This is a genomic window from Paraburkholderia phosphatilytica (assembly GCF_003443895.1).
Classification (GTDB): Bacteria; Pseudomonadota; Gammaproteobacteria; order Burkholderiales; family Burkholderiaceae; genus Paraburkholderia; species Paraburkholderia phosphatilytica.
Window position 1 is genome coordinate 145,478 of the sequence record NZ_QQOA01000006.1, and the last position, 13,566, is coordinate 159,043.

General features: G+C 65.8%; 14 protein-coding genes. 1 reads left to right on the forward strand and 13 read right to left on the reverse strand.

All coding sequences use genetic code 11. The annotated features are described in order from the left end of the window. The 13 genes from DVS29_RS08725 to DVS29_RS08780 all read right to left on the reverse strand — a co-directional run bounded on the left by DVS29_RS08725 (position 1) and on the right by DVS29_RS08780 (position 12,270). Complete coding sequence (locus DVS29_RS08725; protein WP_118180043.1) at positions 1-1,698, reverse strand: methyl-accepting chemotaxis protein; 1,698 nt, start codon at positions 1,696-1,698, stop codon at positions 1-3. Positions 1,699-2,072: 374 nt separating this feature from the next. Next, the gene (locus DVS29_RS08730) at positions 2,073-3,323 is read right to left on the reverse strand and encodes an MFS transporter (RefSeq protein WP_118180044.1); all 1,251 of its coding nucleotides are present in this window, start codon (positions 3,321-3,323) and stop codon (positions 2,073-2,075) included. An 80-nt stretch (positions 3,324-3,403) separates the two neighbouring features. Next, positions 3,404-3,538, reverse strand: coding sequence for a hypothetical protein (locus DVS29_RS38115; protein WP_276314294.1), 135 nt, complete (start codon positions 3,536-3,538; stop codon positions 3,404-3,406). 10 nt (positions 3,539-3,548) lie between these two features. After that, positions 3,549-3,941 carry a tautomerase family protein gene (locus DVS29_RS08735; RefSeq protein WP_118180149.1) on the reverse strand — a complete coding sequence of 131 codons (393 nt, stop codon included), beginning with the start codon at positions 3,939-3,941 and terminating at the stop codon, positions 3,549-3,551. Positions 3,942-3,993: 52 nt separating this feature from the next. Then, a complete protein-coding gene (locus tag DVS29_RS08740; RefSeq protein WP_118180045.1) occupies positions 3,994-4,410 on the reverse strand; it encodes a MarR family winged helix-turn-helix transcriptional regulator in 417 nt (138 codons plus the stop codon). A 150-nt stretch (positions 4,411-4,560) separates the two neighbouring features. Continuing rightward, a complete protein-coding gene (locus DVS29_RS37605) occupies positions 4,561-4,872 on the reverse strand; it encodes a hypothetical protein (RefSeq protein ID WP_205962419.1) in 312 nt (103 codons plus the stop codon). Between the two features lie 208 nt (positions 4,873-5,080). Continuing rightward, the gene (locus DVS29_RS08750) at positions 5,081-5,260 is read right to left on the reverse strand and encodes a hypothetical protein (protein ID WP_118180150.1); all 180 of its coding nucleotides are present in this window, start codon (positions 5,258-5,260) and stop codon (positions 5,081-5,083) included. 148 nt (positions 5,261-5,408) lie between these two features. Further along, positions 5,409-5,837: a response regulator gene (locus DVS29_RS08755; protein WP_118180046.1), complete on the reverse strand. Its 429-nt coding sequence runs from the start codon at positions 5,835-5,837 to the stop codon at positions 5,409-5,411. A 538-nt stretch (positions 5,838-6,375) separates the two neighbouring features. Continuing rightward, positions 6,376-6,972 (reverse strand): nucleotidyltransferase family protein, encoded by a 597-nt coding sequence (locus DVS29_RS08760; RefSeq protein WP_118180047.1) that lies wholly within the window; start codon positions 6,970-6,972, stop codon positions 6,376-6,378. A gap of 78 nt (positions 6,973-7,050) precedes the next feature. Beyond that, complete coding sequence (locus DVS29_RS08765) at positions 7,051-9,267, reverse strand: xanthine dehydrogenase family protein molybdopterin-binding subunit (protein WP_118180048.1); 2,217 nt, start codon at positions 9,265-9,267, stop codon at positions 7,051-7,053. Next, positions 9,264-10,277 (reverse strand): FAD binding domain-containing protein, encoded by a 1,014-nt coding sequence (locus tag DVS29_RS08770; RefSeq protein WP_118180049.1) that lies wholly within the window; start codon positions 10,275-10,277, stop codon positions 9,264-9,266. Before DVS29_RS08770 ends, DVS29_RS08765 begins: the two co-directional genes overlap by 4 nt. Before the next feature lie 11 nt (positions 10,278-10,288). After that, complete coding sequence (locus DVS29_RS08775) at positions 10,289-11,005, reverse strand: 2Fe-2S iron-sulfur cluster-binding protein (protein WP_118180050.1); 717 nt, start codon at positions 11,003-11,005, stop codon at positions 10,289-10,291. Positions 11,006-11,382: 377 nt separating this feature from the next. Beyond that, complete coding sequence (locus DVS29_RS08780) at positions 11,383-12,270, reverse strand: LysR family transcriptional regulator (protein WP_240655517.1); 888 nt, start codon at positions 12,268-12,270, stop codon at positions 11,383-11,385. Positions 12,271-12,409: 139 nt separating this feature from the next. Between DVS29_RS08780 and DVS29_RS08785 the strand changes: the two genes are divergently transcribed. Further along, positions 12,410-13,486, forward strand: a complete 1,077-nt coding sequence (locus tag DVS29_RS08785) for a zinc-binding dehydrogenase (RefSeq protein ID WP_118180052.1) — start codon at positions 12,410-12,412, stop codon at positions 13,484-13,486. The last annotated feature ends 80 nt before the right edge of the window (positions 13,487-13,566 follow it).

Sequence of the window (13,566 nt, forward strand, 5' to 3'; positions counted from 1 at the left end):
TCAAACTACGAAGCGCGCGACCGTCTGGTCGAGTGTTTCCGCACCTTGCGACAACGTGGCGGTTGCACGGGCGATCGAATCGCACGCGGCGGCGGATTTCTCCGTCTCCTCGGCAACCTGCTGGATCGCGGTGCTGACCTCGCGCGCGGCAATCGACTGCTCTTCCGCGCCGCACGAGATTTCGGAGATCGCCTGGGTGGTGCGGCCGACGCCGGTCGCGATGCGCTCGAACGCATCGCCTGCCTGCTTCGAGATTTCGCTGCCTTGAGCCACGCGCTTGACCGACTCGTTGATCAGCTTCGAGATTTCCTTGGTGGCCTGCGACGAGCGCTCGGCGAGCTTGCGCACTTCGTCCGCGACCACCGAGAAGCCGAGGCCGTGTTCGCCGGCGCGCGCCGCTTCGATCGCGGCATTGAACGCGAGCAGGTTGGTCTGGCTCGCGATCTCGCCGATCACCTTGATGATCTCGCTGATGTCTTCCGACGACTTGTTGATCAGCTCCATCGATTCGATCGAACGCGCGATCGCCTTCTGGCCGCGCTCGGCTTCCTGCTGTGTGTCCTTCGCGAGCTGGTCGGCGTTGCGCGAGTTTTCCGCGATCGAGTTGATCGCGGCGGTCAGTTCCTCGACCGATGCGTTCATCTCCTCGACGGTCGCGCCGAGCAGCTGCGCGCCGCTCGACACGGTATTCGCGCGGCCCGAGATGTCCTGCGACGAGCTGGAGAAATCCGTCGCCGACGTGACGATCTTGCCGATCACGCCGCGCAGGTCGCCCATCATGTGCTTGATGCCGCCCGCGAGCTGGTCGATCGGGTCGTTGCCGGCCGCGTCGATCGCGCCCGTCAGGTCGCCGGCTGCCGCGCGGTTCACGGTGGCGAGCAAGGCTTCGACCTTGCGCTGATCTTCTTCCGCGCGGCGTTTCACGAGCTCTTCGAGCTCGACCTGCGCGGTCACGTCGGTCGCGAACTTCACGACCTTCTCGAGGCGGCCGCGGATGTCGTAGATCGGGTTGTACGTCGCCTGGATCCACACGACGCGACCGCCGCGGCCAACACGGCGGTAACGGCCAGCGTCGAACTCGCCGCGGTTGAGCTTTTCCCAGAACGCCTTGTATTCCGGGCTCGCCGCGTAGACGTCGTCGCAGAACATGCGGTGATGCTTGCCCTGAATGTCTTCGAGGCGATAGCCGACGGTGTCGAGGAAGTTCTGGTTCGCGCTGCGCACGATGCCCGTCAGATCGAATTCGATCACGGCCTGCGCGCGATCGACCGCGCGCACCTTGCCTTCGTATTCGGCGTTCTGCTGGCGCGACGCGGTGACGTCGGTCGCGAACTTGATGACCTTGTAGGGCTTGCCGTTGTCGTCGAACACCGGGTTATACGATGCGTTGATCCAGATCTCGCGTCCGCCGCGGCCAAGCCGCAGATATTCGCCGTGATCGAACTCGCCGCGGCCGAGCCGTTCCCAGAACTGCCGGTACTCGATGCTTTCCGCATGCGCGGGTTCGCAGAACATCCGGTGGTGCTGGCCGCGCACTTCGTCGAGCGTATAGCCCAGGGTCTTCAGGAAGTTGTCGTTCGCATGCAGGATGATGCCGTTCAGGTCGAACTCGATGACGGCCTGGACGCGGTTAAGCGCAATGCTGACGGCACGCAGCTCATGCAGCTCGAGACTGCGTTCGGTATTCGTGTGTTCCATCGCGTTCTCCTCGTTGAACGGACGATATTGGCGGGATGCAGACGGACGCGGCGCTGCCGCTCTCCGGATGCACGTTTCTCTCGGTGTTGTATTGGCGTATCAGGCGCGGCGTACCGCACGCGGGCCCCTGCTCCCGCGATATCGCCAGCACCTTTCGACGTTATCGGCCGGGGCGGATTTAACCTTTATACCGATGCGACAGATCGGCGTGGCCGCGGCGCGCGAAAGCTGCCGGAATACACGACCACGGGAGTGAAATCGTCCACCTGAGGGTGGCGCGAGCGCGTGAACGCGGAGCTGGGGGACAGAAAACCGGCTGAAGCTTGCGGAATGGGGTTCGGGTACTGATTTGCCGTGGTTGCCGTGACCGCGCTTCAACCGTTCGATGCGACGTTCGCTTCGCCCGCTTGCCGGTTCCTGCGCTTCGCCGCGAACATCGACGCGACGGTGACCACGCCGCCAAGCGCGCCCATGCCGAGCGCGATGGCCGTGACGACGAGACTCACGCGCCCATGCGACGAGAACAGACCGACGAGCAGCCCCGCGAGCGGCTGCGTGAGGTTGTTCAGCGAGATTACGACGCCCGTGGTCTTGCCGTAGTCCTTCGGCGGAATGATCTGCTGGCGCGCGCTGCGGATGTACACGTTGAACATCTTGTCGAAACCTGTGACCAGCAGGAAGCCCACCACGTAGACCCACGCCGACGGGCTCGTGCCCGCGATCAGTCCGCCCGCGAAGATCGCCGAGAACGACATCAGCCCCAGCAGCCTGCGCGAGATCGTGGTGCGCGCGATCGCGAACAGAATCGCGATCGTCGCGACTGCGCCGGCCGCCTGCAGCACGCCGTAGAACGTGCCCGACTGCCCGTGCACGCCGGTCACCATCGCCGCCGACGTCGCGAGCGTGACGCCGATCACGAGATTCTCCGCCGCCGCGAGCAGCACGAGCCGCCCGAGCCCCGGCAGCCGCACAACGTTGACGAGCGCGGTGCGGATCGGATGCGTCCAGTGCGCGGGCGCGGCTTCGGGCGCGTGGAGGTCGAACGTGCCAGTGCGCTGCCAGAGTGTGGTCGCGGCATCCGCGGTGAGGAACAGCAGCGCGGTCGCGGCCACGACGAACTCCCAGCGCATCCAGCCGAGCAGCAGCGCCGCGAGCATCGGCCCAAGTACGACGCCAAGTTGCTCCGCGAGTTGCGACCACGACAGCACGCGTTCAAAGCGATGCGTCTTGAATACCTGCGGCAACAGCACTTCACGCGCGACGAGTCCCTGGCTCGTGAACACGCCGCAGAACGCGGACAGCGCAATCAGCCAGCCGATCCCGCCGATCGCGGCGAAGCCCACGATGCCGCCGAGACACGCAAGCGCGCGATAGAGCTGGCTCAGGCGCAGCACCTTGATCGGCGACACGCGGTCGCACAGCGCGCCGCAGACCGGGAACACCAGATAGCGCGGCAGCGCTTCGATGAAGAACGCGATGCCGGACCACGTGGCCTGATGCGTGGTCTGGAAGACGACGAGCGGAACGAGGAACAGCAGGATCTGGTCGGCGAGCCGTGCGAGGAACAGCGAGCTGAAGAACGCCGGGTAGTGAAGCGAGGCGGGGAGAGAGGCGGCTCGACGCATGAGGGCGGCGCACGGAAGGGGATAACGGACGTTATCACACGTGCGCCGCCGCCCGGCACCGACCGGCCCCGCTGCGATGCTTACGGCCGCAGCAGATCGAACCCGCCCAGCACGACGACGCCGGAGAGCACGATCATCGCGGGCGAATGCTGGCCGAAATACAGGATCGCGGCGGCCAGCCAGCTCGCGACGCAAAACGCTCCGATGCGTGCCATCGCAGGCTCCTCAACGGTGGTGATAACGGTATTCCTGCGTCTTGCCGCCATAACCGTAGGAAGCGGCGCGCACATCCTGCACGTAGATGTAGCTTTCTTCGTGCAGATTGCCGAGCAGGTGTTCGAAGGCCGCGAAGACTTCCGCGATGTAGCGGGCCTTCTCGTCCTTCGTGTTGGTTTCGTCGGTGATCTTGATGTCGAAGTAGAGGCTGCTTTTGTTCTGCTCCGACAGCGTTCTGCCGCCGACGATCCAGTCGTCCGGATCGACGTAGTCGATCGCGATCGCGGTGAGGTTGGGATCCTTCCCGAGAATGCGCGTGGTCAGTTCGAGCAGGATGGACGCAATTTTACCGGTCATTTCCGGCGACTTCTTTGCAGCGACTTTCACGTTGAGAATAGGCATCGCGACCTCCATTGATTAGCTATGCAACTATCGGTGAATGAAAAAAGCACGCTCAATCCAGTACCGAACGCGCTTTGCGGATCTTCTGGACGGTGTCCACGAATGCCGGGCCGCCCATCTGCTTCTTCAATCTCGCGGTGACGTCGCCGCTCGCGTCGTTCAACGGCCGCTTGATGGCCACCGCTTCCGCCGTAGGGAAGATCGCGACCTCGCGGCCGTCGCCTTCAGTGCGGCGCCGTTCGATGTAGCCCCGCGCTTCGAGGCCATCCAGCGCGCGGGTTGCCGTGGGTCGCGCGATGGACAGCTCGTCGGACAGCTCCCGTTGCAGCATGCCTGGGCGATCGAGAATCGCGCGCAGCATGAAGCCTTGCGGCGGCGTGACGCCGAATGGCTCGAAGGCTTCGGTCCATTCGCGCTCGAGACGCCGTGCCAGTGCCGACGTGTTGAAGTAAAGGCATTGATCGAACATGGACCTGACTATAGTCGCAAATAGTTAGCTTTGCAACTACTTGCGTGTGCTTTTTTTCGCTTCGGGGACGAGGGCGTGAGTGAACACCGTGGCGACGGTCGCCACCACGGTTCGACGGCTCGATACTCGATGCGCCAGATAGCGCCGCAGTCAGTCGACGATCTGCAGCTGGTCGAGATCGTACGCGGACGGTGCGGGCGAGGCGGTGGCAGCGGAAGTGCGGCGAGGTCGCCTGGCGAGCGCCGGCGGCGGCACGCGCAGCGCGGCGGAGGTCTGCCCGAGGGCGAGTAGCGCGTCGCTGAGTTTTTTCACGCGCGCACGTTGCGTCGGCAACGTGGCGGCCCCGGTGAGTGCGGCGACGCGAGCTTGCCAGTACGCAAGCGGAATCGGATCGTTGAGGCCGATGCGCGCGACGATGAACTCGAGGTGCGTCAGTTCTTTTTCGAGTGTGCGATGGTTCATTGTTGTTAGCGTCCGCGCGGCGTCCGGTTCAGGGAGTGTGCGCGTCGTTCCTTTTCAAAAAAAGGTCATACAGGCTGCCGAAAAAAAACCGCGACGCGGATGCCGACGGCAGCGGGGGATGATTCGGGTAGCGGGCGCTCCTGCAGAAAGAAAGGTGGGTACGACGGACGGCCGCTGCCGTCGAAGGACGACGGCAAGTCGGCCACGCTCAACTGCGTTGGGTTTTGCGCAGCAGCCGGTTGTCCTCGGCGTCGGGGTCGACGTCAGGGTCGAGCGGCGGTGCGTCGGGGTCCTGCGACGGGCCGATGTCGGGATAGTCGGTCGGTACCGTGTCGGACCGTTCCGGACTGATCGGGTTATCCCGGGGTGGGGAAGGGGCGGTGACCATCGTGAACTCCTCAGCTGCATTTATCTGCACAGCATGGGAGACGCAAGTTCCGGTCCTGACCGGTGGCAATGGTGACCAGCCCGATGAAAAGCGCGTTGCCGCGAGCGCGGCGCAGCGTTTGAATCGTACAGCGAGCGGCGCCGAAGCCTCAGGTGGGAAAGCGTTCGCCGAGCAGTTCGAACAGCCGGCTCAGGTTGCACGGTTTGACGAAGTACGCGTCGATGCCGATTTCCTCCGACCGGATCCACTCGGCTCGCGACGTGAAGCCCGTGTGGGCAACGAGGAATACCTCAGGGTCGTACGAACGGATCGCGGCTGCCGCTTCCCAGCCGTCGCCGAGCGGCATCGATAGATCGAGCAGCACCGCGCCCGGCTTCCACTGCTTCGCGGCCCTGACTGCATCGAGTCCGGTGTGCGTGGTGCGCGTCGCGAAGCCGGCTTCGTCGAGCGCGATGGCGAGCGCGTGCGCGCCGCGGATGTCGTCGTCCGCGATCAGGATGCGCCGCTCGCGCGCATCCGCGAGGCGCACAGGAATTCGCCAGATGGTTTCGACCGGCGCCGCCTGGAACTCCGTCATGATTCGATCTCCTCGACCCTCTCTGTATTCGTGCGTGGACCATGCTGTGTGTCCGCGCCGCGCTTGCGCATTGTTCAGTTCTTTTCCCCTCTTACCCCTACATCTTCACCTGCATGTGGTTTTGCATCAGCCAGGCATTTACCGGATATGGCGGCGCAATTTGAACGGTCATGGTGAGGCGGATGCTGCTATCGGTTTTGCGTCGCGTTCATTGCACGCGCGGTTCGACGAGCGCGCAGCGACGCGCGCCGCCGCCCATCTGCAGACGGTAGCGATGCGTCTTTTTTGTAAGCGCTGGCGACGAGCGGCGAGCACGTTCGCGGCGATTGCACCGTCCCACATGCCGGGCTGCCGCGGGGCACGTAGATCGCCGTCTGGAGCGCGCGTGAATCTACGGGTTGCACCTTGGAAGGCTGCAACCCCGCGCGTGAAAACACGGCCGTACGGATTTAGCAGACGGCATGCCCGGACCGTGGCGCCGGATCGTTTGAATTGATTGAGTGACGCAGAAGCACAGCGTGGTGATCAGGATGGCGAATCAATCGGATCCGATGCGACGCAGATCGTCCGGCGTATCGACGTCCTGCACGACGCCTGGATCGTCGACGTCGATGCGGGTGACCGGATGCATCGCGAACAGCGCGCGTGCGCCGGCGTCGCCATCGAGCGCCTGGAGCTCGGCAAGATGCTCGGGACCGAAGCCGACGGGATGGCCACGCTGCTCGCCATAGAATGGCGCCGCGATCGACGCGCCGTCGTCGATCGCGCGCGCGACGTGTTCGATCGTGGAGATCGCAATGCGTGGCATGTCGGCGAGCGCAACCACCCAGCCGTCCGCGTCGGCGCTCGCGTCGATGCCGGCGGCGAGGCTTGCGCCCATGCCGCGCTCCACCGCGGCGCTGAACACCACATCGCAGCCCGCGTCGTTCAGCACGCGGGCCAGCGCGTCCGTGCCGGGCCTGACGACAGCGACCACGCGCGGCACGACGAGCAACAGACGATGCGCAGCCTCATGGGCGACCGGGGTGCCGTCCGGCAGGCGCGCGAGCAGCTTGTTGTGCAAGCCCTGCGGATCGAAGCGCGTGCCGAGACCGGCGGCGAGCAACACGCCGGTGGCGAACGAAGCGTAGGCCATGGATCGGCACCGGAGGTGGGAGAGCCCTGATTGTGCGGTGCAACTGGTGTCGAGGCAAGCGACGATTGCGTGTAATCGCTAAACCATCACCTTGTCCAGCGTCACCGGCAGGTCACGCACGCGCACGCCAGTCGCGTGATACACGCCGTTCGCGATCGCCGCGACCACACCCGTGATACCGATCTCGCCGATGCCGCGCACGCCGAGCGAATTGAAATGCGGGTCCGGCTGATCGAGGAAGGTGACGTCGATCGTACCCACGTCCGCGTTCACCGGCACGTGATATTCGGCCAGATTCGCGTTCGTGAAGCGACCGTAGCGCGTATCGAGCAGCGTTTCCTCTTCGAGCGCCGCGCCGATGCCCCACACGAGGCCGCCCATCAACTGGCTGCGCGCGGTCTTGCGATTGAGGATGCGCCCCACGTCGTACACCGCGACGATACGCGGCACGCGGATCGTGCCGAGCGATTCGTCGACATGCACTTCCACGAACACCGCGCCGAACGAATGAAACGCGTATTGCTGGCGCTCGGGGCCGGACTTCGTGGTGGCCTGCGCTTCGATCGGCTGGCCGCCCGCGCGCGCGATGATCGCCGCAGCGGGGTCGCGCTTCGTCGCATCCGTTCGACTCACAACCCAGCCGTTCTCGACGCTCAGGTCTTCGAGCGACATGCCGTGCACGGGCGATGCAGGATCGGCGAGCGCCATCGACAGCAGCTTGTCGCGCGCCTGCGAGCACGCTTCGCGCACCGCGGGCGATACGCTCGCCGCCGATTGCGAGCCGCCCGAGCCCGGCGCCTTCGGCAACGTCGAGTCGCCGAGCGCGAAATGAATGCCCTGCGGCGGAAAGCCCAGCGCGTCCGCCGCGACCTGGGTCATCACCGTGTAGGTGCCGGTGCCGAGCTCCTGGGTGCCCGATGCGACCATCGCGGTGCCGTCCGGCAGGATGCGCGCGAGCGCCGCCGCTTCGTTGCGGTTCGCCGGGTAGGTTGCGGTGCCGAGGCCATAGCCGATCAGCGTGTTGCCGCTGCGCATCGAGCGCGGCGCCATCGAACGCTTCGACCAGCCGAAGCGCTCGGCGCCCTGCTCATAGCACGCGCGCAGCACCTTCGACGAAAACGGCTTGTTTTCGGTTGGATCGACGTCCGTGTAGTTCTTCAGCCGCAGCGCGAGCGGATCCATATTCAGCTTCGCGGCCAGTTCGTCCATCGCGGATTCGAGCGCGAACGAGCCGGTCGTCTCGCCCGGCGCGCGCATGAAGGTCGGCGTGCCCGCGTTGATCTTGACGAGGCGGTGCGTGGTCACCTGATTCGGCACCGCGTACAGCATGCGCGTGACCATGCAGCAGGTCTCCGTCCAGTCTTCGAACGTCGACGTGTGCGAGTACGAGTCGTGCCGCATCGCGGTCAGTGTGCCGTCGTGCCGCGCGGCGAGCTGGATGCGTTGCTGCGTGTACGGCCGCGCGCCCACCGGACCGAACATCTGCGGCCGTTCGAGCGCGAGCCGCACCGGCCTGCCCACCTGGTGCGACGCCATCGCGGCGAGCGCGACATGCGACCACGACGAGCCCTTGCAGCCGAAGCCGCCGCCGAGGAACGGCGAGATCACGCGCACGTTGTCGGGATGCACGCCGAGCGTCGCCGCGACCGCGTTCTTCGCGCCGGTCACGCCCTGCGTCGCGTCGTACAACGTCAGCTGCGGACCGTCCCAGTGCGCGAGCGTTGCGTGCGGTTCCATCGGATTGTGATGTTCGATCGGCGTCGTATAGATCTCGTCGACGTGCACCACGCCCTCGCGCACGCCGGCGTCGAAATCGCCGCGCGCGGTATCGGTCTTGCGCCCCTGCGGATTGTCCGGCGGATACGCGTCGTTCAGCGCGCCGCGGAAGTCGAGTATCGCGGGTTGCTGCGCATACGTGATGCGCAGATGGCGGCCGGCGTCGGTTGCGTGTTCGAGCGTATCCGCGACGATCACCGCGACCGGCTCGTTACTGTAGCGAACCTCGTTGTTCTGCAGCAGCGACAGGTGCCGGCCCGCGGGCGGCGATAGCGGCGACTTGCCGTTATTCGGCAGACGCGGCGCGTTCAGATACGTCATCACGAGCAGCACGCCCGGCATCGACTGCACGCGGTCGACGTTGTCGATCGACGTGATCGTGCCGTGCGCGATCGTGCTCGTGACGAGCACCGCATGCGCGAGCCGCGCTTCCGGAAACTCGGCCGCATAGCGTGCTTCGCCGGTGACCTTGAGCACACCGTCCGTGCGGTCGAGCGGCTGTCCGACGATCGTGCTCATGCGACACCTCCAGTGCGGACCGCGGCCGGATTGGCTGCGAGATTGATCGTGCGCACGATCGCGCGTTGCGCGAGCTGCACCTTGAAGCGGTTCGACGTTTGCGGCTGCGCATCGCGCAGCGCGGCGGTGGCCGCTTCACGCAACGTGCCTTCGCCAAGCTCGTGACCCGCGAGCATCTGTTCCGCGGCGCTCGCGCGCCACGGCTTGTGCGCGACGCCGCCCAGCGCAATGCGCGCCTGCTTCACCGTCCTGCCGTCCATCTGCAGTGCGGCCGCCACCGACACGAGCGCGAACGCGTAGCTCGCGCGGTCGCGAATTTTCAGGTAGTGCGAATGATCGGCGAAGAGCGGCGGCGGCAGATCGACTGCGGTGATCAGCTCGCCTGGCGCCAACGTCGTATCGAGATCGGGGCGATCGCCCGGCAGACGATGGAACTGATCGAACGCGATCGTGCGCTCGCCTTGCGGACCATCGACGCGCACCGTTGCATCGAGCGCTGCAAGCGCGACGCTCATATCGGACGGGTTCACCGCGATGCATTGCGGGCTCGCGCCGAGGATCGCGTGCATCCGGTTGTGGCCGCCGATCGCCGCGCAGCCGCTGCCCAGGTTGCGCTTGTTGCACTGGTCGAACGCGGTGTCGTAGAAGTAGCCGCAGCGCGTGCGTTGCATCAGGTTGCCGCCCACTGTCGCCATGTTGCGCAACTGCGGCGATGCGCCCGCGAGCAGCGCTTGGGAAAGCAGCGGATAGCGCGTGCGAATGAGCGCGTGATTTGCCGCGTCGCTGTTGCGCACCAGCGCGCCGATCCGCAGGCCGCCGTCGGGCAGCGTGTCGATGCTGTCGAGCGAGCGGATGCGCGTGATGTCGACCAGATGCACGGGGTTTTCGACGCCGCCCTTCATCAGGTCGAGCAGGTTCGTGCCACCGCCGATGAACATCGTGCCCGGCTGCTGAGCGGCGCGCAGCGCGCCCGCGATGTCGCCTGCGCGCTCATAGGTGATTGCTTGCATGCGCGCCTCCGTCAGGCTTTACCGAACTGGCCGCCGTGCGCACCTTGCACGGCGGCCACGATGTTCGCGTAGGCGCCGCAGCGACAGATGTTGCCGCTCATGCGCTCGCGCACTTCGTCGTCGGTCAGTTTGGAGACTCGTGCTCTGACGTCGGCCGTTGCCGCGCTCGGCGTGCCCGCGTCGAATTCGCGCAGCATCGCGGTCGCCGAACACAGCTGGCCGGGCGTACAGTACCCGCACTGAAACGCGTCGTGCTCGACGAACGCGCGTTGCATCGGGCTCAGCTGACCGTTCTGCGCGAGCCCTTCGACGGTCGTGATCGATTGCCCTTCGTGCATCACCGCGAGCGTGAGACACGAATTGATGCGACGTCCGTCGATCATCACCGTGCACGCGCCGCACTGGCCGCGGTCGCAGCCCTTCTTCGTGCCCATCAGCCCGGCGTACTCGCGCAGCGCATCGAGCAGCGTCACGCGCGGCTCGAGCTGCAGCGTGTAGTTGCGGCCGTTGATGTTCAGCTGCACCGGCCGCGGCGGCGCGGGAGGCGGGGCGGCCGCGGGTTGGTCAGGCTGCTGGATGTGCGTCTGTGCGTGCAGATGCGGTGTGGCGCCGAGCGTCGCCGCTGCGGCGGCGGACTGCAGGAAGCGGCGGCGTGACGGTCGCGGCGCCGTGGCGGTCTGGTAGGTCTGACCGTTGCCGGAACCTTGAGGATCGTGATCGTTGGACATGACGTTCTGCTTGCTCCGTGAAAGAGAATTCCGGGCGAACGCATTGTGCGATGCGTGGGCAGCTGAATCATTCGGGCCGAGCAAATTCGGTGCCGCATACGCGTGCGCTGGCAGTTGCGTGACACGGCGTGCGGAGCGCGTCGAACGACGGCGCAACGGTCGGCCAGCGAATGCTCAAAGCGAGCGTTGCACGTAACGGATGACGAAGTAAAGGCGCGTCGCCGAGGATGACGACGCGGTCAGTTTCGCGTCATCTGCGGGCCAGAAACACGCGATGTGGATGGCAGGGCGGTCATCGTTGCGCGTTCAAACGCCGGCGGTTTGCAGATGGCTTTCGATGTGCGATCGCGTGATCGCTCACTCGCGTCGTCGCTGAGTCAGGCAGCCGCGATCTCGCCAAGCGTCCGAACCAGCCACATCAGCGACGGGTCGCGATGATTGCGCGGATGCCATGCCGCGAACAGCGAAAAACCTTGTGCATCGAACGGCAGCGCGAACGCATCGAGCCGGTCGCCGAAATGCGCGGCGAGCCGCGAAGGCAGCGTCGATACGTAGTCGGTATGCGCCAGCAGCTCCGGCACGGCCATGAAGTGCTGCACGGACATCACCACGCGACGTTCGCGTCGAAGCGTTTCGAGGTGTTCGTCCATGAAGCCGTGGAAGCTGCCGCCGCTGATCGATACGAGCACGTGGTTCAGCGCGCAGTACGTGTCGAGATCGAGCGGCGCCGTGCCGCGCGGGTGGCCTTTGCGCTGCACCGCGACGAAGTGCTCGTCGAACAGCTTGCGCGCTTTCATGGAGGGCGGAACCATGCGCTCCGAACCGATCAGCAGATCGACCTCGCCGCGATCGAGCCGCGCGGTGATAGTGGGCGGATCGACATTGATGAACGCGATGCGCACGCCGGGATTGGCGATGGACGGCAGCCGGCATAGCAGCGGCAGGCCGAGCGAGCCGATCGCGAAATCGTGGGCGGCGATCGTGAAGCGCCGCGCGTCCGCCAGCGGATCGAAAGCCGGCTTGTGACGCACCACGCTTTCGAGATTCTTCAACGCCGCGTGCAACGGCTCCATCAGTTCGAGCGCATGCGCGCTGCGTGTCATCCCGCGGCCGTTCTCGGCGGGAATCAGGAGCGGATCGCCGAAGATCTGCCGCAGCCGCGCAAGTTGCGTCGAGACGGCAGGCTGCGTCAGATGCAGCCGCTCGGCGGCGCGCGTCACGTTCGATTCCGCGAGCAGCGCGTCCAGCGATACCAGCAGATTCAAGTCGATTCCACGTAGATCGATCATGGCAGTAGATGGGTCGCATACGAATCATTGATTTCAAGAATACGTAGGCGCTGCCTAGAGTTCAACCGTGTTCCGCTGGCTCCTCAGCTGGACTGCCCACTCAACGGAGAACTCGATGAAAGCCTGGATGCTCGATGAACCCGGCAAGCCGATCGCACTGCGCGAAGTCGATCAGCCGCAACCCCGGCCGAACGCGGTGCTGGTCAAGATGGACGCCGTGCCGCTCCTCAGCTACACGCGCGACTACCTGGAAGGCAAGCTGCCTTACTGGTATCCGCCTGCGCCGTTCACGCCCGGCACCAATGGCGTGGGCCGCGTCGCCGCGGTCGGCGAGGGCGTGATGGCGTATCGCGCGGGACAGCGCGTGCTGGTGAATCCGTACTGGATCGCGGATGAAGCGGCGCAGGAGCCCGAGCAGATCCTGATCGGCCTGACTGGCATGAGCGCGGGCAGCGGGCCGATGCTCGCCGCTTTTCCGCATGGCTCGCTGCGCGAATTCGCCGAGTTTCCCGCGTCGACGGTGATTCCGCTCGACGGCTTCGACGATCAGCCGGCCGAGCGGCTCGCCGCGTTCGGCAAGCTTGCGGTGCCGTTCGGCGGTTTGCGTCGCGGTCGGCTGGCTGCCGGCGAAACCGTGGTGATCAACGGCGCGACCGGCTACTTCGGCTCGGCCGCCGTGCTCGAAGCGCTGGCGATGGGCGCGGCGCGCGTGGTCGTGCTGGGACGGCGGGCCGATGCGCTCGCGGCGCTGGCGGAGCACAGCGGCGGTGGCCGCCGGGTCGTGCCGGTGGTGCTGACGGGCGACGCGCAGCAGGACGTCGCGGCGATCCGCGCGGCGTCGAACGGCGGCGCGCATCTCGCGTTCGACATGGTGGGCCGCGCGACCGACGCGAACGCGACGCTCGCGACGCTGCGCAGTCTGCGCCGCAACGGCCGGCTCGTGCTGATGGGCAGCATGAGCACCGATCTGCCGATCGTCTACAGCGAGATGCTGGCGAACAGCTGGGAGCTGATCGGTAATTTCATGTACACGCGGGCCGACTATCTGGCGCTGGTGTCGCTCGTCACAGCAGGGCAGCTGCGGCTCGATGCGATCGACGTGAAGACCTTCGCGTTCACCGAACTCGAGGCCGCGATGGATGCCGCGGCGCGGATGCAGGGGCTCGACTGCACGGTGGTGACGCTCGGGTAATCCATTGCGCCAGCACACGCCGGCGGTCGTCAAAGAAAAAGCGCGATGCGGTTCACACCCGCATCGCGCTTTTTTCCGTT